Consider the following 23881-nt stretch of genomic DNA (forward strand, 5'->3'; position numbering starts at 1 on the left):
TTAACCTGAAAAACTCTGACCCTTATGGTCTACGCAGTGATGATAGATATGCAATGGCTATTCATTAAGGCTTAGGACTGGTTAATATTTTAAGTCATTTTTAAGTTATAGATGATAACTACTCATTTAAACCCAATACATCCTGCATATTGTATTGTCCAGCTTGCTGCTGAATAATCCAAGTCGCTGCGCGTACGGCTCCAGCGGCAAAGGTCATGCGTGCGCGGGCTCGATGGGTAATCTCAACCACTTCGCCATCCGCGATAAACATGACCGTATGATCACCAATTATTTCGCCGCCGCGAATAGCATGGATACCGATCGTACCTATTTCACGTGCCCCTGTTTGGCCTTCACGGCCATAGATAGCGACGTCTTTTAGATTCTGTCCACGTGCTTCTGCAACAGCCTCCGCCATCATATAAGCGGTGCCTGATGGAGCATCAATCTTATGCTTATGATGTGCTTCAATGATTTCAACATCAGCATCTGTACCAAATGCTTTTGCTGCCATGTTCAATAGCTTCAATGACAAATTAACACCAGTAGAGTAGTTGCCAGCATAGACAATGGCCGTATGCTTGCTGGCCTCGAACAACACTTGCTCTTGCTGTGTACTAAACCCCGTCGTACCAATAACCATCGCTACCTGATGCTCAGCACAAATTTGCATGTTTTGTTCGGTGGCATCTGGTAAGCTAAAGTCGATTAAGACATCTATGTCATCAATTACTGCACTCAAGTCATCGACAACTTTGATATCTAAACGTCCTATAGCGGCTACCTCTCCTGCATCAGCGCCAACTAAGCTGGAACCTTGACGCTCAATAGCTGCGCTTAATGACGTTTGCGGATTGTCTTGCACTGCTTCGATTAGCATACGCCCCATACGACCGCCAGCCCCGATAACGCCGACATTGATAAATTGTCCTTTCGCTTGTTGAGTCATATTCTTTCCTAAAGCCTTATTGTTTTATATGGTTATTTTTGAGGTTATATAGTTGATACTAAATTAAATGGATACACTAGATTATGACGCGAGACTGGGGAAAATTTTTCTTGCATGCTGTATCTACGCTGACAGAGGCTGCGCAAAATTTGTCCCAGTCTCACTGTATCTCTTTTATATTGACCTGACTATAGATAACCTATACCAAATATCATAGCATGAATTATTTTTTATACAGCCACTAAAAAGCCCAATAGTTTCACGTGAAACTATTGGGCTAAAATATTTAGATTGATTGATTAAGCCAAACGATCAGTTGCACAATCTATCAGTCGAACAATTCGCCAATTTTCTTAAAGAATGATTTTTTATGTGGCGACTGTTGATGTTTGCTATCATCATCGAGCGTATCTTGGAATTGGCGTAGCAAGTCCTTTTGCTCACGATTTAGGTTCACCGGCGTCTCGATGACCACTCGGCAAATCAAATCACCCTGCATCGTTGTACGTACAGGTGTGACACCTTTACCGCGCACGCGTAATAGCTTACCGCTTTGTGTCCCTTCAGCAACTTTGATTTTTACCTTACCATCTAAAGTGGGGATTTCGACCTCTTTACCAAGCGCTGCATCAGTAATGCTAACAGGCACATCCATATACAGATCCGCACCCTGACGAGTAAAGACGTTGTGCGGTTTGACGCGTACTTCAACATACAAGTCGCCGTTTTGCACGCCTGCCCCGCCCGCTTCGCCTTCACCAGCCAGACGTACGCGATCACCATCATCGACCCCTGCTGGAATAGAAACTTCTAGCGTACGTGACTTTTCTTTGACGCCATCACCATGACAGTCAGGACATGGGTTTTTAATCTGTTTACCCGTGCCACCGCAATGTGGACAAGCTTGCTGTACCGCAAAGAAACCTTGCTGCATACGAATCTGACCTTGACCATGACAGGTCTGACACGTAACCACATCAGAGGCGTCTTTTGCGCCTTTACCATCACAAGTATCACAAGGGGCTGGTGCAGTAAAGCTGATCTCTTTTTTGCAGCCACGTACTGCTTCTTCTAGTGTCAGCTCGATTACATAACGCAGATCAGAACCACGGCGTGAACGCCCGCCGCCGCCACCGCGTGACTGACCAAAGATATCGCCGAAGTTTCCAAAGATATCGCCAAAGATATCTTGGAAGTTACCTGCGCCTGCCCCGCCAAAGCCGCCACCGCCCATACCATTTTCAAAGGCAGCATGACCCATACGATCATAGGCTGAGCGTTTGTCTGCATCGCTCAAGACTTCATATGCCATGGACGCTTCTTTGAATTTTTCTTCAGCTTCAGGATCATCAGAATTACGATCGGGATGATACTTCATTGCCAGCTTGCGGTATGAACGTTTGATCTCTTTGCTATCTGCAGTCTTACTGACGCCTAATACTTCATAAAAATCACGCTTACTCATGGGCTCTCCTCTCGTCATTACAGTCACGCCAACGGGCAAATTCATCAACCACCATGTTAATTCTTACAATTAGGCATCTGCATATGTTTCACATGAAACATTAGCTATATGATAAAAATGTAGGAAGTATATGAAAATTGCGAGTTAAAATGGCGGTGTGCTGCTTTAACCAAATCAATTAATATATGTTTGCGCTATTAATGGAGACCCTAAGTTGATTTATCAAGTTACCAAATTATTAAATTATTGATTGCTGTATCAACGCTTATATAGTCATTACTCAGGCAGCAAACCTACGTAACATTTTCACACTTATATTGACCAAAGTCATGCTAGTATTTATCGCCATATTGATAATATCAAGTCCGCTAAAAGGTAGCCCAATCAATGAAAAAGCTTATAACACTGTTTACATTATTGGTCGTCATTATAGTCGCTATTTATGCAGGTTCGCCTTATTACAGCGCCTATCAGCTCAAAAATGCTTATGATGATAAAGATGGTGCGACTATTGCGGCTGCCATCAATTACGACCGAGTACGGCCCAATATAAAGACCCAACTGACCAGTAGATTTTCCAATACAATGAATCAGTACCCATTAGTTGCAGAGCTTGGCGGTGAGCCTCTGGCAAAAGCGGCTAATAGCTTTATTGTGCAGGCAGTAGATAGCGCAGTTACTCCGCAAAATATCGAGAGGCTGATCAATACTCAAGGACAAGCCAATACTGCGACCAAAGAGCTTGCCGCCGCTTGGGCAATCTCTAGCAATCAAATTGATCTTAAAAACCTTATCCAGGACTTGATTATTCATCGCGGTGATGTTGATATCGTAGTCAAACAACAAGTGCAGCAGATGATGAATCAGCAAGCCGCCCAATTAGAGCAGCAGGCAGCTCAAGGGACAGACAGCGATAAGCCGACCTTAAACTATTGTGGTCTTAATTGCTTTACCATTAGTGGTCAAGTCAAAGGCTACCCGATTACTATAAAGATGCAGCGTGAAGGCCTTATCGACTGGAAAATCGTAGATGTCGTGTTGCCATAAGTTATTTAGTCCTGCCGTAAATCTTGAATAAAATACAATAAAAAACCGCCCTATAAACATAGTTTATAAGGCGGTTTTTATTGACGATCTTCTTTAAGAAGAATGACAGAGGTATCTACTTGACTCCCAAGAACTCTAAGAACTCAGGACTCTCAAAACTGGCTTGATAGAGCACCCCATCTTCACGGTAGATTGCAGGCGTGGCTATAACGGCCAGTCCAGCTGCCTTTTCACGGTTCGGTGTCACATAATCTGCGCTACAGCTAGCTGATGCAGGTGTCATCGCACCCGTTAGCATGGCTTTATCAAATGCCTTGCGACGACTGCTATCATCTGCCTGACACCAAATACCACGCATTTGCGCCGGTGACTGCTCATATATTGGATAGCCGATGACTTTTACGGTTACGCCCTTTGCATTCAGCATCGGTAGTTGTTGATGCAATCTGCGGCAATAAGGACAATTCACATCGTCGGCTACATAGATAACGGCTCTCTCAGCGCTAGTCGCTGGATAGGTTATTAGTTGTTTGTCATCTAAGGTTTTAAACACCGACTGGTTTTTACGCTTTTCAAACTCTTCATCCAGTCCGGTAAACTGACCATTCTCAATGACGGATATTTCACCATCTGTAATATATTGCGCGTCATCGGATAATAAAAATGGTACACCCTCTAAAGTCGCGCCCCAAAGCACGCCCGGTACCGCGGTATAAAAGAACGGTGTTTTAGCGCTCATGTTTTTGAGCTCATTCATATTAGCAAGTACCGCAGATTTGACCGCAGCGCTTACTGGCATACCTATTTGCGCACTATTGCTACGCGCTGGGGTTTTGGTCACGACACGCTTGCTTGGGTTCTTTTGTAGCTCGCCTTGGATAACGTATTTGCCATCAGCAGTAATATGTAATGGCGTTTGACCAGCAAGATCAACTTGATACATGTTAGGTAAATTAGATGGCGAAATAGAAGTAATTTGCGTCTTAATACCAGCTTGGGTCAGCACTTGGCGTAGCTGACTATCGATAGCAGCACTAACTTCGCCAGTTGCTGTTGTATTCTTTGCGTTTTGGCTAGTGTTTTGACTCGTACTTTTACTTATGGAGTTCTTAACGGTTGGCTCAGCGCAGGCAGTCGTCACTAATAACATGGTACTAATAAGACTAGCAAATTTTAATACAGGTCGTTTCACAAGCGTTGTCCTATCAAGTTCGTAGTAGATTACTGAATCAAAACTTCTAAATTTTCTTCAATTAAGGTCTTTTAATTAAGAACTTTAATTCATGTTCTTTATTTCTTAATTTTAAAACAAGAAACTATATTTAGAAGATTATATTGAAAACAGCAACACTATGTAAAAAAGTAGATTAATTAAGCTGCTGAGACTGTAGCACATTGGCAGATTTTTATAAGCACTTGATAAGCGCTGAGTGCTTTATTTTGCAAAACTGCTACCCAGCTTTAAGAGACAGGCAACATCAACAAACAGACGACCGATACGGTGCCTGCTGCTGATAGTTGTTTTGGGTAACTGGCTTTTTACGAGTGGATGTTGGAAAGAGTATGAGGCAACTTTTCTGCTACATAAAGTCTAGAATTTCGCGACTTCTTCTTCTGTCAAAAAGCGGCTATCCCCTTTATCCAAACCTTCTAATGTAATATGACCAATACTGGCGCGGTGTAGTTCAACGACCTTATTACCGAAATAACCCATCATACGTTTGACCTGATGATACTTGCCTTGCTCTAACGTCAGACGAGCATGAATCTCATCAATGAACTCGAGTGTCGCAGGTTTAGTCGGCTCGTAATCCCCTTCTAGCAAAATACCTTCAGCGACCTTTTTGATAGCTTTTTCTTGCGCCTCGCTGTCCATCGGATCTGCTAAGGTCAACTCGTAGACTTTTGCGTGCTCGTGTTTAGGACTGGTCACCCGATGTAGCCAACCGCCATCATCACTCATCAGTAACGCCCCAGTAGTATCCACATCGAGGCGTCCGGCGATACGCAAACTGCCTAATTCTGGTACTGCGATCAGCTCGGTAACGACAGGGTATTCTTTAGCCTTTAACGTACATTCAAAGCCTTCTGGCTTATGCAATAGAATATAACGATTGCCTGTCGCCACTGACAGTGGTTCGCCTACCCACATGACATCATCGTTAATGATATCGACATGTACACCAGGATCTTTGATAACTTCGTCGTTGACGGTGACTTCGCCTGCGTGCAGAATTTTTTTGGATTCTTTGCGCGACAGTTCCGTGGCTTTACTAATAAATTTATCTAAACGCATGCTATTTGCTACCATTAGTTTTGTTATAGTGAGGCAAGTTTAACATATCCCATCTAAACCTAGGTGTATCATCAAAACAATATAGACGCTAAAAACAAAACTGCGATATGGGCTAACGTGCTACTGAAAATATTTTTTCTTGCGTGCTGTGCCTACGCAGACAGAGGCTACGCAAAATTTATTTCTAGTGGCACTATGTCTAATTTCAGATTGGATTAATTATATGAGTTATCACACCCTGCAAAAAGCCATCACTGCTCGTCTTGAAATCAAGAAATCTGAATTCATTACTTACGCTTATCCGGTCACCACGCGAGAACAAGCCATGTTTCACGTGGAACAGCTACGTGAACAATATGCTGATGCACGTCATTGGTGCTGGGCTTATATCATTGGTGACCCTGACAATACAACGAGCGCAGGCTTTGATGATGATGGCGAACCCAACGGTACAGCAGGTCGGCCTATTTTAAACGTCCTACAGCACAAGTCTATCGGTAACGTTATTATTATCGTCGTGCGTTATTTTGGTGGTATTAAACTGGGTGCTGGCGGCCTGACTCGTGCTTATTCAGGCTCTGCGCAAGCGGCAGTGGATGAGATGATATTGCGCCCTTATGTACCAATGGCTCAAGTACAAATACTGGCAGAGTTCGCTACTGAAGCGCAATGTCGCTACGTAGTAGAAAGCTTAAATGGCAGTATTGATGACGTAAATTATAGTAAGCAGGTTACGTTAACCGTGACTATTGCTGAAGCTGATATTGAGACTTTAAAAGAGCGTCTGGCAATGGATGGACGGGTGCTAGAGGATGAGTAATCACCGCTAGTCTTCAAAATAAATAGCAATAAAATAATCAGTCAAACCAAGAGAGTTGCCATGCCAGTACTTAACCTAGCAGAATTGAAAACCCCGCCTATTATCAATGGTAATACTTTTAACTTTGAGCCCTTTGAGCCGCCTTTTTGGCTCAGCAATGCCCACTTACAAACCATCCTGCCTACTGTCCTTGTCAAACATAATCCTGCCTATCGTCGCGAGCTAATACTAGACTCTCATCAAATCAGTGAAGTGGCTTATGATTTCATCGATAATAGTGAGCCACAACCAGAACACAATCAACGTTACAAAACGCCATTGATAGTATTATTTCATGGGATGGAGGGCAGTAGTGCCAGTCATTATGCTCGGACGTTAGCCACTTATGTCAAGCAGCAAGGCTGGCACTTTGTAGTGGGACATTTTCGTGGCTGCGGCGGCGTGCCAATGTCCGATAAGGTGGTCTACCATGCTGGTGATAGCGAAGAGACCCATCATACGCTGGGAGTATTGGCCGAGCGCTACGAAACTATTTATGCTTTGGGAGTCTCACTAGGGGGAAACTTATTGGCACGTTATATGGCAGATTATGGTGATGATGCCATTTGTGCAGCCGCAGCAGTGGTATCAGCGCCCCTTGATTTGGCATCAGCCACAACGGCGATGGAAAACCTCATAGGTCGCAGGCTATATACACCCTATTTACTAAACCCTATGCTGACCAAGGTTTTGAGTCAGCAGTTAGATGTTACAGAGCTCAATAAAATTACCGCCAGCGAGCGCATTCAGGAGTTTGACGAGGCCTTTACCGCGCCGCGCCTAGGTTACCGCTCGCCTTATGACTATTATCGCCAAGCCTCGGCGATGCCGCACCTGCATAAAATTAGCAAACCAACCCTGATTATCACGGCTAAAGACGACCCTTTTTTGGGTATTAATGCTACGGCAGGTGATGTCTCAAACAGCGTGATATTGTACGAGCCGGTGCATGGTGGCCACATTGGCTTTGTACGTTGGAAAGACAAAGGGTTAGATACCAATTGGGTGCCAGAAATAGCGCTACAGTTTTTTAACGCTGCTGCGTCTGCTTAAATAACTGCCCTTTGCGGCAATCCTCTTCCTATTAATTTTACTCAGACCTTAACCATGTCATAAATATTAGACTAGTTAATACCATTTTAGTAACCATCTTTAAGTAACCAAGCGTTCACTGAAAACCATTGGTTTTAACCCTGTCAGTCGGTATGATAAGTCACTGTTTTTGATAACAACTTATATAAGACTGACCTATGCAAACTTCAAAACCTTCAAAGCAAACTTCAAAACCTTCAAATACCGCAAAGCCATTCGCTCCTGCTCCTTTTAAGCCACCATTTTGGCTGACTAATCCTCATCTGCAAAGTATCTTGCCCAAGTTTTTTGCGCCAGAAGTGCCAAAGTATCGGCGGGCAGTCAAGCAAGACTCGTTGTGTGAGACTGACATTGCTTATGACTTCTACGATGCGCATCCAATAGAAGCAGCGAACGACGGTACACTTGAGCAAACACCTTTAGTCGTGCTATTTCACGGAATGGAAGGTAGTAGCGATAGCCATTATGCGCGCGCATTGGCCTATCAAATGCATAACGATGGCTGGCACTTTGTAGTGGCACACTTTCGCAGTTGTGGCGGTATTCCGGCCAACGGGCGCGTCTTTTATAATGCTGGAGACACTGAAGAGGTGCATCACATGCTGCAGAATTTACGTGAGCAATATGCCCATATCTATGCGGTAGGCGTCTCGCTAGGCGGTAATGCGCTGGCAAAATACATGGGTGAATATGGTGATGAAGCGCTATGCGAGGGTGCCGTGGTCATCTCCGCTCCTGTCGATATGTCGTCAGCTGCTCTAAGTATGCATAGTTTCTTGAGTCATCGTATTTATACGCCGTATTTACTCAATCCAATTATCAAGAAAGCACTGGCAAATGATATCACCGTAGAGGAAATTGCCTCTATCAAGTCGGTCAATCGTATCAGTGACTTTGATAATATCTTTACCGCGCCGCGTCATGGCTATCGCTCCAAAAACGACTATTACCACTCCTCATCAGCTCTACCCTACTTAATAAATGTTACCCATCCGCTACTGCTGATTAGTGCCAAAGATGATCCCTTTATTGGCTTTACCGCCACTCAAGGCGATGTCTCTGATAGCGTCACTATCCTTGATACCGAGCATGGTGGACATATTGGTTACCTGCGTTATCGCTCAGCTAGCAAACAGGCCGACAAGGTGAAATCCAGCTCTAAGCAATCGAAAAAGAATGGTAAAAAAACCAAGACCTCAAAATTCGATATCAATTGGATACCTGAAACCGTTAGCGCTTTTTTTCACTCAATTGGCATTCCGTCTAACGATATTTCACTTGATAATGTTTCATCTGAAAACACTTCATCCCATGAATAACCATCTAATGAGCCTTAACCCTAAGCCCTAAACTATTGAGAGTCTGTCATGTATCCATTTTTCCGTTATGCTAAATCTATCACTAGGGCTGTCATCGCTAATAAAAAAGCCGATCAACTAGACTTAGCAGATACCAGCGAGATTGAGATTCACTGTAGCTTGACAGACATTGATAATTTTTTAGAGATGAATAATGGTCGCGTGCTGACGTTGTTCGATTTGGGACGTACTGACTTTGCCATTCGTACTGGCCTTGGTAAACAATTACTACATAAACGTTGGGGGCTGGTCGTAGCTGGCAGCACCGTACAATATCGCAAACGCATTCGCGCTTTTGATAAGGTCACGATTAAGACGCACGTCGCTGCTATTGATGAGCGCTGGATTTACGTGGAACAATCAATGTGGGTGAAAGGCAAGCCCTGCTCGTCTGCCCTACTACGGACAGGCGTCACTAGCAAAGGGCGCGTGATTGAAACTCAAGAAGTGCTGGATGCGATGGGTAAGTCTGATTGGGGTATGCCGCCGACTGGCTATGTAGCAGAATGGATTGAGAGTGATGATGACCGTCCATGGCCGCCTTTAGGTTAGGCTAACTGTAAATTTATTTTTGATAATCTTTCGCAGCCAGTTAACCTTAAGACTACTATTCCACAACATTACATTATACAAATACGTATAATAATTGTTAGGATATTAGTGAGTAGAACATTCCATTAAATATAGTCTAATAAGGAAAATAAAATGGTTAATAATACGGATTACGTTGGAACGCTATTTGATAATAGTGAGTCAAACCCAGGCAAAATTACTTTAGCCTTTACGATGGCAGGTGTCGCGCTTAAAAAAGGTCACTCTGCATCAGTGATACTGATGGTAGACGCGGTACACCTAGCATTGCCGAACGCTTTGGATAACGTCGATATTGGCGATCCGTTCGACCCTGCTAAGGATTTGCTAGAAGCGTTTGTAGAGAAAGGTGGTAACGTCTTAGTCTGCGGTGCCTGTATGAAACACGGCGGTGTGGAAGAGTCAGACATCGATAAGCGCTTTACCGTCATCAGCGGCGATGATGTGGTTGAGCTATTGATGAATGCGAAGGGGTCTTTGCAGTTGAACTAAAACTTAAGAATTGAAGTTGTGAAAATGGGCTGGTTTTCTTAACTGTCTTTTTGATGGTTTGGGGAACTGGCTTATTTTTTGACGTATCACTTAACTACAAAACCGTAGTCAACTATTTTAACTACAATCTTGTAGCCAAAATTTGCTCCTTTTATTGAACAACTAAATACACATTATCTAACATGCAAGCTGTCTGGCTTTGTTAAAGTAAGTCATGCAAATCTCATAATAAGATAACAAGGAAGCCCATCATGACCTTAATGAATACTCTTAATTTAGCCTGCCCTATCATTCAAGCACCGATGGCAGGAGCAACCACGCCCGAGCTGGCGGCGACAGTCAGTAACTTTGGCGGATTGGGATCATTGGGGTCTAGCACGACGGCGCCAGATGTTTTGGATAAGCAAATTGACACTATTAAATCGCTCACCGACCGCCCTTTTATGATCAATCTGATGGTGTTGTCTGAGCATGACTCCAGTACGTTAGATAGCGAGATTCCTGCTTGGCTAAGTAATTTCTATCAAGAAAAAAATATAGAAATGGCGTTACCTGAACGACCAGCGCTAAGCTTTGCAGATCAACTACAAGTGCTCTATGACAATCCCGTCCCTGTAGCCAGCTTTACCTTTGGTATTATCAGCGCCGAGCAAGTGCAGCATTTACAGAGTCTAGGCACACGCGTCATCGGTACCGCCAATCATCCATTGGAAGCAAAAGCATGGGCAGAGATTGGCGCTGACGCAGTATGCGTGCAGGGGGTAGAAGCTGGTGGACATCGCGGTGGTTGGTTGCCACAAAGCGCAAACGATCCAATGGGATTATTGACGCTGATTAGTCAAACGCGGGCTTGCACCGATATTCCGTTAATCGCTGCGGGTGGGATTATGACTGGGCAAGCCATCAAAGCAATTCAAACAGCAGGGGCTGAGCTGGCACAAATCGGTACGGCATTTTTGACCACAGATAAGTGCGGTATCAATGCTACCTATAAACAGGCGCTACTCGATGCCAGTCAAGATAATCGCAGTAGCGAAACACGCTTAACGCGGCTGTTTTCAGGTAAGCAGGCACGCGGCTTATTAAATGATTATTTACGTGATTTTGCGCAATTTGAAAACGCGCATGAGCTACCGCCTTACCCACAATTAAATGCCATGACCAAAGACTTGCGTGCCCATGCAAAAAAGACTCTTGATGCAGAACATCAGTCTTTATGGGCAGGACAAGGAGTCGCTTTGGTCAGACAAGAAGGCACGATTGAATTGCTAGAGCGACTGGTAAAAGAGTTGTAATTTAATTAGCGTAGGCCCAGTTTTTAACCCTGAGAAGCGTTAAAAAATTGTACTGTAATTTTAGCTTTGCAAGGAAAATGCTGGGTTAAAAACCCAGCCTACCATCTATACTTAAATAACTATTTAACTACCTCTTTGGCCCCTCCCGAAACGAATTATAATTCTTCAGCGTTTCTTTTACCGCTTCGCTCATCGGCATATAACTGACTTTTACCTTCCTCTGTAAACTGTATGACCATCTCATAAAAAATGACAGTCAAATGATCATAAAGCATGCCGCGGGTTTACAGCTCTAATAAAGACGGCATAAGCTTTCTCGTCTATGATAAGCGTTTCGTTTAGTCAGCCCCAGATAGCGCCAAAGGATAAACATTGAGTAATACAGACATATCTTCCAGTAAACAACGTGACCTTACCCAAGGGTCGATTGCCAAAACGATGCTCCTGTTTGCCTTGCCAACGCTTGGCTCATCGGCGCTGCAATCCTTAAATGGCTCAATCAATGCTATTTGGGTAGGACGGTTTTTGGGTGAAGAAGCGCTGGCGGCGACGGCAAACGGCAATATCTTGATGTTTATCCTGATATCCTTTGTGTTTGGCTTTGGTATGGCGTCAACGATCTTAATCGGTCAAGCCATGGGTCAGCGCAATGAGGATGTGGTCAAACGCACCATGGGTACAGCGCTTGGTAGTATTATTCCAATAAGTGTGTTGGTCGCGGCTGTAGGATGGATATTTGCGCCACTGCTGCTTGATTTATTAGGGACGCCGCCAAGTGCTGTGGATCTGGCTCTGAGTTATCTGCGCATGATATTCGTTGCTATGCCGGTTACCCTAACCTTTACGCTGATCATGATGGCGTTACGTGGTACGGGTGATTCTACGACGCCGCTTTGGTTCATATCGATGTCGGTCGCTATTGATTTGGTGTTGACCCCTACGCTTATTTTGGGCCTCGGACCCTTCCCTGAATGGGGTATCTTTGGTTCAGCATTTGCTACTGCCGTTGCCAATACATTGGCGCTGATTGGCATTCTTACCACTATGTATTTTCGTGGTTCTGTGCTGGCGCTTAGTAAGCCTGAGCTGCGGTTTTTGCGTGCAGATAGAGAAATTCTAAAATCAATGTTTTCAAAAGGGCTGCCGATGGGTCTTCAGATGATCGTCATCTCGTCAGCGGCACTGACGATGCTTTCTTTGATCAACCGCGAGGGAGTGCAGACGACAGCCGCTTATAGTGCCACGCAGCAGCTTTGGACCTATGTACAGATGCCTGCAATGGCGCTCAGTGCAGCAGCAAGCGCCATGGTGGCGCAAAACATCGGGGCAGGACAATGGAATAGGGTGGCAAAAATAACTCACTGGGGGCTTGTCTTTAATGTGGTGTTGACAGGCGCTGTCATCGTAGCGCTGACAATATTTGATGAAGCTGTCTTAAGCCTTTTCCTCGGTAGTGATAGTCCAGCGGTACCGATTGGGCGTCATATTCAACTGATGGCAACATGGGGCTTTGTGTTTTTTGGCATAGCGCAGGTATTTTTTGGTACCATGCGTGCCAATGGCTATGTAATCTGGCCACTGATTGTGATGGTAATTTCAATGTATCCTGTGCGGCTTGGCTTCGCGTTTGGATTTTATTCAACCCTTGGTAGTGACGCGCTTTGGCTATCGTTTCCAGCGGGAATGGTAGCGACCGCGCTTATGGGAGCAGGATTGTATCTGTATGGCGGCTGGCGTAAAGGTAAGCTGTTACCTGAAGAGGAAGCGGCACAAACAACCGAGGGTTATCGCGCCCATGCAGGCACTTGTTCGGCGTGCCGTGATGTGACACCGACGACGTCATGGGAGCAATCTGAAGATAAAAGAGCGGTTGCTCAGCGTTCATGATTACAAGGTTAATCAGGTAATTGTGATTACCGGTGTAACGTATTTACTAAGCCAAAATTGCGCTAGTGTATCATCAAAAATTTTCATTAAATGATGAAAAATTAAGGACTAAAATTATCATGGCTCTTCCCACCCTTAGAATACGCATGCGTCGCAAGTACTACCGCCTAGTCTTTACAGGACTCATGGCACTGATGATGTCGCTTATTATCTCGACTGCGTTGATACTGGTCAAAACAGGCTATAGTGATCATTTCTTCGCTGATCTACTGGGGTCATGGGGGCTGGCATTTATATTCGCTTGGCCAAGTGCTTATGTTTGCGCGTATCTGGTGCAGGAGCATATACTTAGTCGGATTGAATTTTATTGAGTAGTCTCAACCTTGTTTTTTAAACAAGCTACCCTATGATTGATCGTTCCCTCCAGTACTGGCTCGATCTGCGCGCACTCTGCGTCAGCGAGCGGACAACGGGTGCGAAACACACAGCCAGATGGCGGATGAATAGGACTGGGCAAGTCACCTTCTAACAGCTGAATGGTTTTGTTACGCTCAGCGATAGGGTCAGGTAATGGCACCGCTGACATCAGCGCTTGAGTATAAGGATGGGTTGGATTGCCGTAGACTGCTTTGTCCACCCCAAGCTCAACCGCGTGACCCAAATACATCACCAGCACTCGATCGGCAATATGTTTGACCACCGATAGATCATGAGCAATAAAAATGAGCGCCAGCCCCATCTCTTCTTGAATATCTTGCAATAAGTTAATAACCTGCGCTTGAATAGAGACATCAAGGGCGGAGACAGGTTCATCGCAGATAATGATTTTGGGCTTCAATATCAGTGCACGCGCGATACCAATACGCTGACACTGACCGCCTGAGAACTCGTGCGGATAGCGGTTGATTTGATTGGAGAGTAGGCCCACCTTTTTCATAATGGCGCGTACTTCGTCTTGCACTTCCGCCTTTTTCATCTTTGGATAATAAGTACGCAATGGCTCAGCGATGATATCGCCGACGGTCATGCGCGGATTCAAGGAAGCCAGCGGGTCTTGGAAGATCATCTGAATGTCTTTGCGCTTTATTCTCATAGTCTTTTTGGAGGCGCCCACGATCTCAGCATCATTGAACTTAATGCTACCCGAATTGGCACGTACCAGTCCGATGATCGTTCGAGCAAGTGTGGATTTACCGCAGCCTGACTCCCCAACCACGCCTAAGGTCTCGCCGGCAAACAACTCAAAAGATACGCCATCAACTGCTTTTAAGGTATCGGGCTTTTGCCAAAAGTACGAGCCTTTGCGCTTGATAGCGAAGCTTGTGCGCACATCTTGCACTTGTAATAGTGGGGTTTGGTTCAGCGTTAGATCAGGCGCTTGACTGGTCGTGTTAATGGTCTCTACATTCGCTGTGGTCATGCCTAACCCTCCAAATTCAATAGATTGGTATTGCTCTTTGCTGACGTATCCACTTGCATCTCAGGCTGCCAATAACAGGCGCGCTGACGCTCATGCGGTAAGAACTCAAGCGGCGGTGGCACATCGCGACAGATATCCATCGCGTGCGGACAACGCTCATGAAACGGACAGCCAGTCGGCAAGTTTAGCAAGTTCGGCGGACTGCCTGGAATGGTCGCAAGCTTACCACCTTTATCGTCAAGACGCGGAATGGCTTTGAGCAGGCCAATCGTATACGGATGCGTCGGCGTATAAAATATCTCCTCGGTCTCGCCATACGCCATGGTTCGCCCTGCATACATGACCAATACCCGATCGCAGATACCCGCGACCACGCCCAAATCATGAGTAATCATCACAATGGTCGTACCAAAGTCGCGCTTAAGCTCGTTGAGTAGCACCATAATCTGCGCTTGTACAGTGACATCAAGCGCTGTCGTTGGCTCATCAGCAATCAAGAGTTTAGGGCGACATAAGAGCGCCATAGCGATCATCACGCGCTGACGCATACCACCTGAGAACTCATGTGGATACATACCGATACGTTTTTTGGCTTCTGGAATCTTAACTGCGTCGAGCATTTTTATCGATTCAGCCCAAGCCGCCTTTTTACTCATGCCTTTATGTAAAATCAAAACCTCGGCAAGCTGATCGCCTATTTTCATATAAGGGTTCAGGGAGGTCATCGGATCTTGAAAGATCATCGCGACTTGCTCAGCGCGGATTTTATTCAATGCCTTTTGCGGTAGTCCTAGCAGCTCCTGACCTTCAAAACGTACCGAACCTTGAGTGCGGCCATTTTTAGCCAACAGCCCCATAATGGCAAAGGCGGTTTGCGATTTACCAGAGCCGGATTCACCAACGATGCCTAAAGTCTCCCCTTCATTGAGGTTAAAATTTAGACCATTTACCGCGGTCACCAGACCGTCTTCTGTCGTAAACTGTACAGATAAATCTTTGACGGTCAGTAAGCTGTTTTTCTCAGAGCGGCTATCTACAGGCGCGTCCCTACTGTCATCACGAATGGTCGAAACTATTTTTTTAGGAGGACTGTTTTTAGTATCATTTTTAGCATGGTTTTGAGCGGCGGTATTGATATTTTGAGTTGTCATAGTGTCGACCTCCTAGCGATCTTTGGGATCAAACGCATCACGCAGACCATCGCCGATAAAGTTAAAGCAAAATAGAGTAATGACCAAAAATGCAGACGGAATCAAAATCTGCCATGGTGCTACTTGCATAGTCTGCGAGCCTTCTTGTAGCAGCGCGCCCCAACTGGTCATCGGCTCTTGTACACCCAGTCCTAAGAAACTTAAGAACGACTCAAATAAAATCATCGTCGGTACCAGTAAGGAAGCATAAACCACCACCACGCCGAGCACGTTTGGCACGATATGACGCAGGATAATATTAAACCCTGACACCCCACCGACGTGCGCCGCTTCGATAAACTCTTTACTTTTAAGACTCAGCGTCTGACCACGCACAATACGCGCCACATCAAGCCAAGAAACCAAGCCTATAGCGACGAAAATTAAAATAAGATTACGACCAAATATAGTCACTAGCAAAATCACAAAGAACATAAATGGAAAGGCGCTTAAAATCTCCAAGAAGCGCATCATGATCATATCGACTTTACCACCAAGATAGCCTGACGTTGCGCCATACACGGTACCAACCAATACCGCCACCGTTGCGCCTGCGATACCGACTAATAAAGATATCCGTCCGCCCATTGCAGTACGTACGAGCAAGTCGCGACCGAGCGAGTCGGTACCAAAATAATGCTGGTTTTCAATCGATGGCGCCGCTTGCATAAAGCTCCAATCGGTCTCAGCATACCCATAAGGCGCTAGCATCGGTACAAATATCACAAAAGCACCGACCAGCAATAAAATAAAAAAGCTGGCCACTGCGGCTTTGTTTTGATAAAAGCGTCGCCACGCATCTTGCCAAAGGCTACGGCCTTTAATCTCTTTGGTAGGCAAATCAGCCATGCCAGTAGGTTGGTCTGCGATAAGGCTCATAGTCGTCCTTTTAATAATCTGTCATTTAAAGTGTTAAGCGGCAGTGCGCTCTAGATAACGGCTCGTTTTTGATCACAATCAATACTGAACTTTGGGATCAATAACGGCGTATAAAATATCGACAATAGCGTTAAAAGCAATGGTCAATACGCCAACCAAAATGGTCAGACTCAGCACCACACCATAATCGCGATTAAGCGCTCCATTGACAAATAACTGACCGATACCCGGTAGACCAAAGATGGTTTCAATAACAATAGAGCCTGTGATAATACCCACAAAAGCAGGGCCTAGATAAGAAATAACAGGTAGCGACGCTGGACGCAAAGCATGCTTTAACACAATCTGACGCATCGGTAACCCTTTAGATTTGGCGGTGCGTATATATTGGCTGTTCATCACCTCGATCATCGAGCCACGCATGATCCGCGCGATACTTGCCACATAAGCCAGCGCTAACGCAGTCACGGGCAGGATAAGGTTTTGCACTGCGCCATCGTTCCAGCCGCCTGCCGGTAACCACTGCAAAATGATGGCAAAAATAAGCACGAGTAACGGCGCTTTGACAAAGCTTGGAATCACAACGCCGGTCATCGCAAAAGCCATGAGCACGTAATCAAGCCATGAGTTTTGCTTGAGTGCAGCGATAATACCAAGTGCCAAACCCAGTACCACTGCTACTACAAAGGCATAAAATCCAAGCTCTAACGAGACGGGTAGAGACTGGGACAACAGCTCATTGACCGTATAGTCTTTGTACTTAAAAGACGGCCCAAAGTCGCCTACTGCCAACTGCTTTAAGTAGTTGACATATTGTAGCCACATTGGGTCGTTAAGATTATATTTGGCTTCAATATTTGCCAATACCGCAGGTGATAAGTTGCGCTCTGTTGTAAAAGGACTACCAGGCGCTAGGCGCATCATAAAAAAGGACACGGTAATCAAAACGAACATGGTCGGAATGGCTTCTAAGATACGCCGAAAGATGAGCTTTAGCATAGAACCTCTTTATAGAACCCTTGTATAAAGGTTCCTATCTCTAAAATTTTTCTTGAAACAATGACCTTCAAGATTTATAAGTCCAAACAGACAAGCGCTATAAATCAGAACAAATATTTTTTATAGCGCTCACTCATAAATGTGATTTAATGACTAGTGTTTGGCAATAGAGATATTTTTGCCCTGCCAATTGCCCAAAGGATCATTCTCCGAAAATCCGATAACATAAGGCTTAACCATTCGCGGACTGACGTAGTGATAGATGTTTAACAGCCCCATATCGTCATCCAACTGAGCCTCTGCTTGCTGATACAAATCTGCACGTTGCGCATCGGTGACCCCAGGTTTTAGGGTTTGCGCCATCAGACTGTCAAATTTGGGGCTATTGTATTTACCGTAGTTGCCGCTATTGTCGGATTTTGTGATATTTAAAAAGGCTGAAGGCTCATTGTAATCCGCACACCAGCCAGCACGCGCAATTTCATAATTACCGTTACGGCGCGTATCAAGGTAGGTTTTCCATTCTTTATTGACTAAATTAACATCGACAAACCCAAGTGCTTGCTTCCATAATGAAGTGGCAGCAACCGCGACCTTTTTATGATTGTCATTGGTATTGTAGAGTAGCTCAAAGCTAAGCGGGTTATTCTCATCATACCCTGCTTCATTGAGTAGTTTTTTGGCCTCAGCGATACGCTTGTCTTGATCCCAACTGGACCACTCTGGTGTGTTTGCCACATCACCATTGGTCACAGTAGGCGTCAGCTGATAAGCGGCCGTTTGGCCTTGACCGATTACCTTATCAACGATAGTGTCACGATCTAAGGCTAGCGCCAAAGCGCGGCGTACTTTAGGATCATCAAAAGGCGGTTTTACGGTATTAAATTCATAATAGTAAGTACAAAGGTAAGGCGATACTCTCAGCTCTTTTCCATAATCTGTTTGCAAAGAGTTAAATTGCTCGGTTGGAATCTCATTATAGGTTACATCAACCTCACCTGCCTGATAGCGCGATACATCAGTCACGCTAGAAGGAATCGGTAACATGGTAATCGTATCAAGCGTAGTATTGGCGTCATCGTAATACTCAGAGTTGCGCGATAGCACCAGCTCGTCGTTGATCTGCCATTTACTGACGGTATAGGGGCCATTGACTACGATATTAGCAGGGTCTGTCCACTTATCGCCAAATTCTTCGACAGTCTTTTGATGTACTGGTTTAACTGAATTATGAATCAGCATATCGGGGAAGTACGGTACTGGTTCTGTTAGTGTCACCTGCAGCGTCTTATCGTCGATGGCTTCTACGCCTAGCGTCTCAGTACCGGCGGCGCCCTCAACGATTTGATCGGCGCCTTTCACTTTGGCATCGACCAAATAGCTTGAATAAGGGGACGCTGTATTTGGATCGACCAAACGACGCATACTATAAGCGAAATCCTCTGCGGTAACCGGATCACCATTTGACCAGTTGGCATCACGCAGTTTAAACGTCCATACCTTGTTATCGTCGCTCTCCCAGCTGGTTGCCATTGCTGGGATAGTTTTGCCATCAGCATCGGTATTGGTCAGGCCCTCAAGTATTTGACGACCAATATTAGATTCGGGTACGCCCGATACTTTATGCGGATCTAGCGACTCAGGCTCGGTGCCGTTGTTGATGGTCAGCTCTTGCGTTTCAGCCAAGACATTAGGGTCAATGTCAGCTGCAGCATCGGCATTGCTGGTGTTGGCAGTATTGTCGCTACAGCCCGTCATAAACATAGCAAGTACAAGAGAAGTGGGTAAAAAGACGGTAGTACGCAGGGAGGTAGGGTTGAAAGTCATATGATATCCTATCGGGCAGATGGCAAGCAGCTTGCCCAATCTTTTAGTAAATCCATTTAAGTTTAGTATCTCTTACTTATGTCATTAAAGGTCATATTTAGACCTTTCACCTTGTAATTACAACGCTTCAACCAAACCCTTTTAGGTCTAAATGAGCAGTTACTATTACCTATTGATAACACAAATTAGAAAACTATTGGTAACATTAATAATAAAAAAAGTTATGAATGTCAACAGCTTTTAAGAATTTGGAGAGGATATGAGGTAGAAAGAGTCTCTTAAGACGATGATGCTATTGGGTCAAAATGATGAAAAACCCTGTCAGTTTATGAATTTTTGCACAAGATTTATCGCTTTTATCGCTTAAAACCGACCTTTCATCAAAAGACTGCTCTTCTGTTATGAATTGTAGTCAAAATTTTTCAATAGCCTACAATGCTCAGTAGGGGTTTATTTGACTGTTTGGTCTGAATCTTAATAGAAGTGATGTTACCTTGTGATTGTAAGTCGATGACAACGTTCATTAACCAAACTGATGTTGCGATAGACACGCGCGACTTGCTACTGTGGCTGGTAGTTTTTCACCAATCAAAAACAAAAAAGGATTTATTATGCGTAGCGCAACTTATGAGACTTTTGGCAAACCGACTGAGGTATTGAGCCTTGGTGACAGCCCTATTCCAGAGCCAAAGGCTACCGAGGTGCGAGTCAAAACCGTACTCGCCTCGATTCACAACCATGATCTGCTTACCATTCGTGGCAAATACGGCTTTAAACCTGAACTGCCAGCGATCGGTGGTTCTGAAGCCTTGGGGATCATCGATGCTGTCGGTAGTGACGTCAAAGACCTAAAAGTCGGTCAGCGTATTGCGGCAGCAAGCGTCCAAGCAACGTGGGCTGAATACTTTACCGCACCTGCCAGTATGATATTCCCTATACCGGACAGCTTAGAAGACGAGATGGCGGCACAATTGATCGCTATGCCGCTCAGCGCTCTTATGCTACTTGAGTTCTTAGAAGTAGAGAGTGGGCAATGGATTATTCATAATGCCGCCAATGGCGCAGTCGGTAAGTCGCTTGCGATGTTGGCTGCGGCGCGCGGGGTGAATACCATTAATGTGGTACGCAGTAGCGATGCATTACAAGAGTTAGAAGCGCTTGGTATCAAAAACAATATCAATAACTCAGATGACGACTGGAAAGATCAAGTCCGTAACATCATAAGCGATGACAGCATCAGCGCCGCAGTAGACTCGGTCGGCGGTGAGGCCAGTGGTGATTTACTGTCATTGCTAGGTCACTATGGTACGTTTGCTGTCTTTGGCGCAATGTCAGGCAAGCCAATGGCGCTCAATCCTACTGATATGATATTTAAGCAAGCAACGTTAAAAGGCTTTTGGGGCAGCAAAATCAGTCAAGAAATGAGTGTCGAAAACAAGCAGCGTTTGGTTGATGAGCTGATCGAGCGCGCCGTTGATGGCAAGTTAAAGCTGCCCGTTGAAGCAACTTTTGATCTGGCGGATATCATCAAAGCAGTCGATGGTAAATTGCAGTCTGAAAAAACAGGCAAAGTGCTTTTGAAGCCTTAGTTTTTAGTCAATACTAAAACTATCAGTGATGGCAGTGTTCTTCTTAGAATGCTGCCATTTTTTTATGTTTTTATTTAACAATAGTAACCCATTCATCGAATTTACAATGATAAGCAAGTAACAACGTTAGGTAACCAAAATCAAGTTGAGAACGCTTAGTCTGAGTTGTTATCGTCTATAAGTAGCAAATTATAGTCAGTACTAAATAAAATCAATACATTATTAGCTACGTGCTACTGGTATAAATTTTCCTCGCTTGCTGTGTGCTTCGCACTCCAGAGGCTTCGCAAAATCCATTCCAGCAGCACTGTATCGGTTTTAAAGTGATTTGACTATGTTATCAAGCTTATATCTCTTTAAGTACTCAAACTTATAAATAATAAAAAGGATATTTCTATGCGCACTGCAACTTACAACGAATTTGGCAAACCCTCAGAAGTGCTTAGTGTAACCGAAAGCCCTACTCCAGAACCTAATAATAACCAAGTCCGTATCAAAACCATCTTATCTTCTATCCATAACCATGATTTGGTTACCATCAAAGGCGAGTACGGTAATAAACCTGAATTGCCTGCGACGGGCGGTAGTGAGGCGGTAGGAGAAATCGATGCTTTAGGTAGCGCGGTCACAGGCTTTGAAAAAGGTCAGCGCGTGGTAGTCTCAGGCGTACAAGGTACGTGGGCGGAGTATTTTATCGCTCCTGCTCAAAGCTTAATCCCGATACCAGATGCTATCGACGATGAAATGGCATCTCAATTAATTGCTATGCCTATGAGCGCGTTGCTACTCATTGAATTCTTAAATATTGAACCCGGTCAGTGGATCATCCAAAACGCGGCTAACGGTGCGGTCGGTGAATCCATGGCAATGCTCGCTCCCGAGCGTAATATCAACACCATTAATTTAGTACGCAGCAAAGAGTCAGAGCAAGAACTCATCGATTTAGGTATTACCGAAAACAACGTTGTCACCGATAATGATGACTGGAAAGAGCAAGTCAAAAATATCGTTGGTGACGACAAAATTAGTGGCGCTGTCGATGCGGTCGGCGGCAAGTCTGGTGGCGAGCTGGTATCTCTACTAGGTAAACACGGTGTGCTAGCATCTTTAGGTGCTATGTCTGGCAAACCGCTCACACTCAACCCTAGTGACCTGATTTTTAATTTGGCGCAGGTAAAAGGCTTTTGGGCGAGCGATATGATGCAAGAGATTAGTAGCGATGATATGCAGCGCCTAACCCGTGAGCTGATTGAGCGCGCGGCAAGCGGTCAATTAAAACTCCCTACTGGCGGCATTTATCCTTTAGATGATATTCAAACAGCGGTCTCTGAAAAAGTACAGTCAGACAAAAAAGGTAAGATATTGATTAAGCCTTAATATATGTGTTTAAAACCTATTTAATCCAAAAGTAATAAAAAAGGAATAATATTATGTCCAATCAAACGAACGCTGATAATAAAACCTTTAAAGCCTTAGTTGTCGAAGAAACGAACGACGGTGAATTTACAAAAAGTATTGAGCAGCGCAACGTCAGTGATTTGCCTGAGAACGATTTATTGATCGAAGTTCATTATTCATCATTAAATTTCAAAGATGCCATGTCAGCATCGGGCAATAAGAGAATCACTAGAAACTACCCGCATACCCCTGGTATCGATGCCGCTGGTATCGTAGTCAGTGACAAGTCTGGCACGTTTTCCGAGGGTCAAGAAGTCGTAGTCTTTGGCTATGATTTGGGCATGGATACGGATGGTGGCTTAAGTCAAATGATTTCTATCCCTGCCGATTGGGCGGTAGCCTGTCCAGAATCTTTATCGCTAAAAGAAGCCATGATATATGGTACTGGCGGTCTAACCGCAGCCTTAAGTGTGCAAAAGCTGGAAAAAATGGGCGCAAAACCTGAAGATGGTCCAGTCGCCGTCACGGGCGCAACGGGCGGTGTCGGTAGTATCAGTATCGCGATTTTGAGTCAATTGGGCTACGAGGTTATCGCCTTCTCAGGTAAGCCTGAACAAAGCGATTATCTAAAAGATCTTGGCGCAAGCGAAGTCCGTCATCGCGATACTATCAATGAGATCGGCAATAAACCTGTCGGGCGCGAGCTATGGGCCAACGCTATTGATACCATCGGTGGCGACTACCTAGCCAACTTACTTAAGCAAACCAAAGCGGGCGGCGCAGTCACTTCTTGTGGTCTAGCGGGCGGTGCTGAATTTTCGATGACGGTCATACCGTTTATCACTCGTGCGGTGTCCCTACTCGGTATCGATTCGGTCTATATTCCATTGGCTGATAAAAAAGCGATTTGGCAACGTGTTTCAACCGATATGAAACTGCCTGATCTTGAGAGTTATGCTGAAGAGATTACCTTAGAGCAAACGCCTGAGTACTTAGATCGCTTTATGGCGAGTAAAACGGTAGGACGTTATGTGGTGAATGTGCAGGGTTAGGTTTTGGTTTAAAAAATAGGTTTTTATATGATGGCAGCATCTCTTTTGAGGTGCTGTCTTTTTTTTGACTTGAATAGCTCTTAAAATCATACAAACTAAGTAATACTAATATGTTACTTGGTAATTAGTTCTTTCACTCCTTAATTAATTTCCAAAAATTACACAACTAATTACACATAATGTGTATTATATAATA

General features: G+C 44.7%; 21 protein-coding genes. 12 read left to right on the forward strand and 9 right to left on the reverse strand.

Annotated features, from left to right (window positions below):
* Positions 1-118: 118 nt before the first annotated feature.
* Positions 119-949, reverse strand: a complete 831-nt coding sequence (gene dapB, locus ACTXGH_RS05310; RefSeq protein ID WP_439262565.1) for a 4-hydroxy-tetrahydrodipicolinate reductase — start codon at positions 947-949, stop codon at positions 119-121.
* Between the two features lie 328 nt (positions 950-1277).
* Positions 1278-2414: a molecular chaperone DnaJ gene (dnaJ, locus tag ACTXGH_RS05315; RefSeq protein WP_439262567.1), complete on the reverse strand. Its 1137-nt coding sequence runs from the start codon at positions 2412-2414 to the stop codon at positions 1278-1280.
* 387 nt (positions 2415-2801) lie between these two features.
* On the opposite strand from dnaJ, the gene ACTXGH_RS05320 reads away from it, so the two are divergent.
* Complete coding sequence (locus tag ACTXGH_RS05320; protein ID WP_439262569.1) at positions 2802-3461, forward strand: DUF2939 domain-containing protein; 660 nt, start codon at positions 2802-2804, stop codon at positions 3459-3461.
* Between the two features lie 115 nt (positions 3462-3576).
* Here ACTXGH_RS05320 and ACTXGH_RS05325 read toward each other — a convergent pair whose 3' ends face one another.
* Positions 3577-4653 carry a disulfide isomerase DsbC N-terminal domain-containing protein gene (locus ACTXGH_RS05325; RefSeq protein ID WP_439296150.1) on the reverse strand — a complete coding sequence of 359 codons (1077 nt, stop codon included), beginning with the start codon at positions 4651-4653 and terminating at the stop codon, positions 3577-3579.
* A 399-nt stretch (positions 4654-5052) separates the two neighbouring features.
* Positions 5053-5757: a pseudouridine synthase gene (locus tag ACTXGH_RS05330; protein WP_439296151.1), complete on the reverse strand. Its 705-nt coding sequence runs from the start codon at positions 5755-5757 to the stop codon at positions 5053-5055.
* 223 nt (positions 5758-5980) lie between these two features.
* Here ACTXGH_RS05330 and ACTXGH_RS05335 point away from each other — a divergent pair, with 223 nt between their 5' ends.
* From ACTXGH_RS05335 to ACTXGH_RS05370, 8 genes are all read left to right on the forward strand, one after another.
* A complete protein-coding gene (locus ACTXGH_RS05335) occupies positions 5981-6577 on the forward strand; it encodes a YigZ family protein (RefSeq protein WP_439296152.1) in 597 nt (198 codons plus the stop codon).
* 60 nt (positions 6578-6637) lie between these two features.
* Positions 6638-7669, forward strand: a complete 1032-nt coding sequence (locus ACTXGH_RS05340; protein WP_439296153.1) for a YheT family hydrolase — start codon at positions 6638-6640, stop codon at positions 7667-7669.
* Positions 7670-7866: 197 nt separating this feature from the next.
* Positions 7867-9027 (forward strand): YheT family hydrolase, encoded by a 1161-nt coding sequence (locus ACTXGH_RS05345; RefSeq protein ID WP_439296154.1) that lies wholly within the window; start codon positions 7867-7869, stop codon positions 9025-9027.
* 48 nt (positions 9028-9075) lie between these two features.
* A complete protein-coding gene (locus ACTXGH_RS05350; protein WP_439296155.1) occupies positions 9076-9618 on the forward strand; it encodes an acyl-CoA thioesterase in 543 nt (180 codons plus the stop codon).
* A 153-nt stretch (positions 9619-9771) separates the two neighbouring features.
* On the forward strand, positions 9772-10149 hold the full coding sequence (locus tag ACTXGH_RS05355; protein WP_439262580.1) for a DsrE family protein: 378 nt from the start codon (positions 9772-9774) through the stop codon (positions 10147-10149).
* A 251-nt stretch (positions 10150-10400) separates the two neighbouring features.
* Positions 10401-11444, forward strand: coding sequence for an NAD(P)H-dependent flavin oxidoreductase (locus tag ACTXGH_RS05360; RefSeq protein ID WP_439296156.1), 1044 nt, complete (start codon positions 10401-10403; stop codon positions 11442-11444).
* 372 nt (positions 11445-11816) lie between these two features.
* Positions 11817-13331, forward strand: coding sequence for an MATE family efflux transporter (locus tag ACTXGH_RS05365; RefSeq protein WP_439262584.1), 1515 nt, complete (start codon positions 11817-11819; stop codon positions 13329-13331).
* 119 nt (positions 13332-13450) lie between these two features.
* Complete coding sequence (locus tag ACTXGH_RS05370; protein ID WP_439262586.1) at positions 13451-13702, forward strand: DUF2798 domain-containing protein; 252 nt, start codon at positions 13451-13453, stop codon at positions 13700-13702.
* Here ACTXGH_RS05370 and oppF read toward each other — a convergent pair.
* From oppF to ACTXGH_RS05395, 5 genes are all read right to left on the reverse strand, one after another.
* A complete protein-coding gene (gene oppF, locus ACTXGH_RS05375) occupies positions 13696-14751 on the reverse strand; it encodes a murein tripeptide/oligopeptide ABC transporter ATP binding protein OppF (protein WP_439296157.1) in 1056 nt (351 codons plus the stop codon). The genes ACTXGH_RS05370 and oppF overlap by 7 nt on opposite strands.
* A 2-nt stretch (positions 14752-14753) precedes the next feature.
* Positions 14754-15902, reverse strand: a complete 1149-nt coding sequence (gene oppD, locus ACTXGH_RS05380; protein WP_439262588.1) for an oligopeptide ABC transporter ATP-binding protein OppD — start codon at positions 15900-15902, stop codon at positions 14754-14756.
* A 12-nt stretch (positions 15903-15914) separates the two neighbouring features.
* Positions 15915-16820: an oligopeptide ABC transporter permease OppC gene (gene oppC / locus ACTXGH_RS05385; protein ID WP_299185809.1), complete on the reverse strand. Its 906-nt coding sequence runs from the start codon at positions 16818-16820 to the stop codon at positions 15915-15917.
* 78 nt (positions 16821-16898) lie between these two features.
* Positions 16899-17819: an oligopeptide ABC transporter permease OppB gene (gene oppB / locus ACTXGH_RS05390; protein ID WP_299185808.1), complete on the reverse strand. Its 921-nt coding sequence runs from the start codon at positions 17817-17819 to the stop codon at positions 16899-16901.
* A gap of 153 nt (positions 17820-17972) precedes the next feature.
* On the reverse strand, positions 17973-19646 hold the full coding sequence (locus ACTXGH_RS05395; RefSeq protein WP_439296158.1) for an ABC transporter substrate-binding protein: 1674 nt from the start codon (positions 19644-19646) through the stop codon (positions 17973-17975).
* A 611-nt stretch (positions 19647-20257) separates the two neighbouring features.
* Between ACTXGH_RS05395 and ACTXGH_RS05400 the strand changes: the two genes are divergently transcribed.
* The 3 genes from ACTXGH_RS05400 to ACTXGH_RS05410 all read left to right on the forward strand — a co-directional run bounded on the left by ACTXGH_RS05400 (position 20258) and on the right by ACTXGH_RS05410 (position 23685).
* Positions 20258-21235, forward strand: coding sequence for a zinc-binding dehydrogenase (locus ACTXGH_RS05400; protein ID WP_439296159.1), 978 nt, complete (start codon positions 20258-20260; stop codon positions 21233-21235).
* Between the two features lie 396 nt (positions 21236-21631).
* On the forward strand, positions 21632-22612 hold the full coding sequence (locus ACTXGH_RS05405; RefSeq protein ID WP_439296160.1) for a zinc-binding dehydrogenase: 981 nt from the start codon (positions 21632-21634) through the stop codon (positions 22610-22612).
* Between the two features lie 53 nt (positions 22613-22665).
* Positions 22666-23685 carry an oxidoreductase gene (locus tag ACTXGH_RS05410; RefSeq protein WP_439296161.1) on the forward strand — a complete coding sequence of 340 codons (1020 nt, stop codon included), beginning with the start codon at positions 22666-22668 and terminating at the stop codon, positions 23683-23685.
* Positions 23686-23881 lie beyond the last annotated feature (196 nt).

Origin of the sequence: Psychrobacter sp. 1Y10 (genome assembly GCF_052259005.1) — a bacterium.
Classification (GTDB): domain Bacteria; phylum Pseudomonadota; class Gammaproteobacteria; order Pseudomonadales; family Moraxellaceae; genus Psychrobacter; species Psychrobacter saeujeotis.

Bases quoted from the DNA above. Each gene is read 5' to 3' on its own strand.
- ACTXGH_RS05330 (WP_439296151.1), bottom strand. From the start codon at position 5,757: ATGCGTTTAGATAAATTTATTAGTAAAGCCACGGAACTGTCGCGCAAA.
- ACTXGH_RS05345 (WP_439296154.1), top strand. From the start codon at position 7,867: ATGCAAACTTCAAAACCTTCAAAGCAAACTTCAAAACCTTCAAATACC.
- ACTXGH_RS05355 (WP_439262580.1), top strand. From the start codon at position 9,772: ATGGTTAATAATACGGATTACGTTGGAACGCTATTTGATAATAGTGAG.
- oppF (WP_439296157.1), bottom strand. From the start codon at position 14,751: ATGACCACAGCGAATGTAGAGACCATTAACACGACCAGTCAAGCGCCT.
- ACTXGH_RS05405 (WP_439296160.1), top strand. From the start codon at position 21,632: ATGCGCACTGCAACTTACAACGAATTTGGCAAACCCTCAGAAGTGCTT.
- ACTXGH_RS05335 (WP_439296152.1), top strand. From the start codon at position 5,981: ATGAGTTATCACACCCTGCAAAAAGCCATCACTGCTCGTCTTGAAATC.
- dnaJ (WP_439262567.1), bottom strand. From the start codon at position 2,414: ATGAGTAAGCGTGATTTTTATGAAGTATTAGGCGTCAGTAAGACTGCA.
- oppB (WP_299185808.1), bottom strand. From the start codon at position 17,819: ATGCTAAAGCTCATCTTTCGGCGTATCTTAGAAGCCATTCCGACCATG.
- ACTXGH_RS05370 (WP_439262586.1), top strand. From the start codon at position 13,451: ATGGCTCTTCCCACCCTTAGAATACGCATGCGTCGCAAGTACTACCGC.
- oppC (WP_299185809.1), bottom strand. From the start codon at position 16,820: ATGAGCCTTATCGCAGACCAACCTACTGGCATGGCTGATTTGCCTACC.
- ACTXGH_RS05340 (WP_439296153.1), top strand. From the start codon at position 6,638: ATGCCAGTACTTAACCTAGCAGAATTGAAAACCCCGCCTATTATCAAT.
- ACTXGH_RS05400 (WP_439296159.1), top strand. From the start codon at position 20,258: ATGCGTAGCGCAACTTATGAGACTTTTGGCAAACCGACTGAGGTATTG.
- ACTXGH_RS05320 (WP_439262569.1), top strand. From the start codon at position 2,802: ATGAAAAAGCTTATAACACTGTTTACATTATTGGTCGTCATTATAGTC.
- dapB (WP_439262565.1), bottom strand. From the start codon at position 949: ATGACTCAACAAGCGAAAGGACAATTTATCAATGTCGGCGTTATCGGG.
- ACTXGH_RS05360 (WP_439296156.1), top strand. From the start codon at position 10,401: ATGACCTTAATGAATACTCTTAATTTAGCCTGCCCTATCATTCAAGCA.
- ACTXGH_RS05350 (WP_439296155.1), top strand. From the start codon at position 9,076: ATGTATCCATTTTTCCGTTATGCTAAATCTATCACTAGGGCTGTCATC.
- ACTXGH_RS05395 (WP_439296158.1), bottom strand. From the start codon at position 19,646: ATGACTTTCAACCCTACCTCCCTGCGTACTACCGTCTTTTTACCCACT.
- ACTXGH_RS05410 (WP_439296161.1), top strand. From the start codon at position 22,666: ATGTCCAATCAAACGAACGCTGATAATAAAACCTTTAAAGCCTTAGTT.
- oppD (WP_439262588.1), bottom strand. From the start codon at position 15,902: ATGACAACTCAAAATATCAATACCGCCGCTCAAAACCATGCTAAAAAT.